The organism is Brachyspira innocens ATCC 29796, assembly GCF_000384655.1.
In the GTDB taxonomy this organism is placed as follows: domain Bacteria; phylum Spirochaetota; class Brachyspiria; order Brachyspirales; family Brachyspiraceae; genus Brachyspira; species Brachyspira innocens.
The window spans coordinates 1-2,372 of sequence record NZ_ARQI01000023.1 but is presented as its reverse complement, the minus strand read 5'-3'; the positions used below and the strand labels follow the sequence as shown (position 1 = coordinate 2,372).

Here is a 2,372-nt window from a genome sequence, read left to right as displayed (position 1 = left end):
AAGCAAGCAAGCAAGCAAGCAAGCAAGCAAGCAAGCAAGCAATAATCTTAAACAATATTTTACACATATACCTATTAATCATAATAGGCTCATCATATTTTACTTTAAATATTATTTTAATTAATAAACTGGTGAAAATATGATTAAAGTAAGTGTAATAATACCAGTTTATAATTCTGAAAAATATTTAGAAAAATGTTTGGATAGTGTAGTAAATCAGACTTTAAAAGAAATAGAAATTATATGTATAGATGATTGTTCTTCAGATAATAGCTATTCAATATTAGAAAAATATAGAGAGAAAGATAATAGAATAATAATAATAAAAAATAAAACTAATCAAGGAATAGGTAAAAATAGAAATATTGGTATTAAAAATGCTTCAGGTGAGTATCTGGCATTTATAGATAATGATGATTTTTATTCTAATAATTTTTTATATGATTTGTTTTATACAGCTAAGAAATATGATTCTGATATATGTTATACACACTCCATATTTAGAGGTAGCGAAGACTATGATATTTTAGATGATAATGATATAAAGAATGATGATTATTTAATTGATTATACATTACCTTCATATTTCTATTTATATTCTGACAAAGGTGTTTATAATGATAGATTATGGCCTTGGGAGGTATGGGGTAAAATTTGGAAAAGGGAGTTTATTATTAAAAATAACATTACATTTATTGATTCTAATTATTTTGAGGATTTAGTATTTTTATTAGAAAGTATTGTTTATAGCCCTAAAATATCAGTTAATAATAATGCTAAATATTATAATAGAAATATTGTTACTTCGGCAGGACGTTCAAAACGTTCTGTAGAGTCTGATATAAGAAATTATACAGCTATGTTCGATAGAATATTTAATATATATTATCAAAAATCATATAAGAATATTAGTTATGCTTTGGATAGATTTATTATAGAAGTTTATAAGTTCTATAAAAAAATAGAAAATAAAGAAATATTTTATAAAGAACTTTCTAAGAATATGAGTAATATTGTATCAGATAAAAATAATGTATATCCAAATATAAAAATGTTAAAAGCTATGTATATTTGTTTTATCAATAAAAAAACTATAAAACAATTTGAAAGTGTAATTTTTAGATACAAAATTATTACTAAAATGCTTCCTAGATTTTTTCTTAAAGAGCTTAGAAAAAATAGTATTATTATCTAGACTAAAAATTTATTATTTTTTTATTTTAAATATTATTCTTTTATATTTTTTTTATTAAATAAATTTCTTATTTGTCTTATTATTCTTTTAATTTCCCTAGTGATGTTATGTTTCAAAGAAAATGGTATAAGTCCGAATCTTTTAACAGCTATTTCAAAGTCTGCCTGTGCATCACATTTTATTTCTTTAGGGTGAATTAAATTTTTATAATCTATAGGATATGTTTTTCTATTAGCATTTTCATCATCTGGATTTCCAGTATGAGTAGAATCTTCACCAAAACCTATATTTGAAATTAAATTAACATTAGGGTTTATACATATACCATCTTTTGATATTATGCAGTAAGTCCATTGATAATCCCAAGTATTAATATCAGCTGTTCTATAAAACCAATTCTGCCAGTAATCTCTTATATTAAAATCTTTATAACGTTTTTTTAGAGTTTTTTTAGTATCTTTATAGCTTATAGTTTTCATTGTTGAGTCATAATATTTCCAAGCTCGTCTCCAAGAAGCCCATCCCCAGCAATGCTGAATAGTAGCAAAATAATAGCTTGCCTCTCCTACTTTTCTATCTAAAGGCGAATCACCTGTAATATGCATTATTTGTTTGTTATCTTTATAATAGTCTAGTAATTTTTCACAGTAATAAAAAAATGAGTTTTCAGCTATAACATCATCTTCAAGTATTATGCCTTGTTCTTCATTATCAAAAAACCAAGTTATTGCAGCTGATACACCATCACAACAGCCTAAATTCTTATCCTGAAATAAAGTTTTTACTTCACATTCCCAATCAATGGAGTTTAAAATACTTTCTCTAGTGTCAATACATTTTATTTTTTCTTCGTCATTTCTCCAGCCGTCTGCAGCTATATATAATTTTTTAGGTTTTACTTTTCTTATAGTGTCTAATACTTTTAATGCAGTATCTTTTCTTTTAAAAATTATTAACAATATTGGGGTATTAAACATGTATTACCTCCAACATTATTAATTTTAATGTATTTTTCTTTGCAGATAATAAGATGCCCCATATATTTAAAATATGGGATAGTGAAATATATAATTTAGTATTTAGTGTTGTGTTGTGTTGTGTTGTGTTGTGTTGTGTTGTGTTGTGTTGTGTTGTGTTGTGTTGTGTTGTGTTGTGTTGTGTTGTGTTGTGTTGTGTT

At 24.7% G+C, this 2,372-nt stretch carries 3 protein-coding genes; 1 reads left to right on the top strand and 2 read right to left on the bottom strand.

Annotated features, from left to right (window positions below):
• Positions 1-139: 139 nt before the first annotated feature.
• Positions 140-1,195 carry a glycosyltransferase family 2 protein gene (locus F811_RS0100265; protein WP_020003322.1) on the top strand — a complete coding sequence of 352 codons (1,056 nt, stop codon included), beginning with the start codon at positions 140-142 and terminating at the stop codon, positions 1,193-1,195.
• A gap of 32 nt (positions 1,196-1,227) precedes the next feature.
• Here the strand turns inward: F811_RS0100265 and F811_RS0100260 are convergent, their stop codons facing one another.
• Both F811_RS0100260 and F811_RS16825 read right to left on the bottom strand, forming a co-directional pair.
• Complete coding sequence (locus tag F811_RS0100260; protein WP_020003321.1) at positions 1,228-2,172, bottom strand: hypothetical protein; 945 nt, start codon at positions 2,170-2,172, stop codon at positions 1,228-1,230.
• The coding region (locus tag F811_RS16825; RefSeq protein ID WP_211216971.1) for a hypothetical protein at positions 2,165-2,372 on the bottom strand (208 nt) is incomplete at its 5' end. The genes F811_RS16825 and F811_RS0100260, both read right to left, overlap by 8 nt.

Coding starts and splice junctions, on each gene's coding strand:
- F811_RS0100265 (WP_020003322.1), top strand. CDS start 140: ATGATTAAAGTAAGTGTAATAATACCAGTTTATAATTCTGAAAAATAT.
- F811_RS0100260 (WP_020003321.1), bottom strand. CDS start 2,172: ATGTTTAATACCCCAATATTGTTAATAATTTTTAAAAGAAAAGATACT.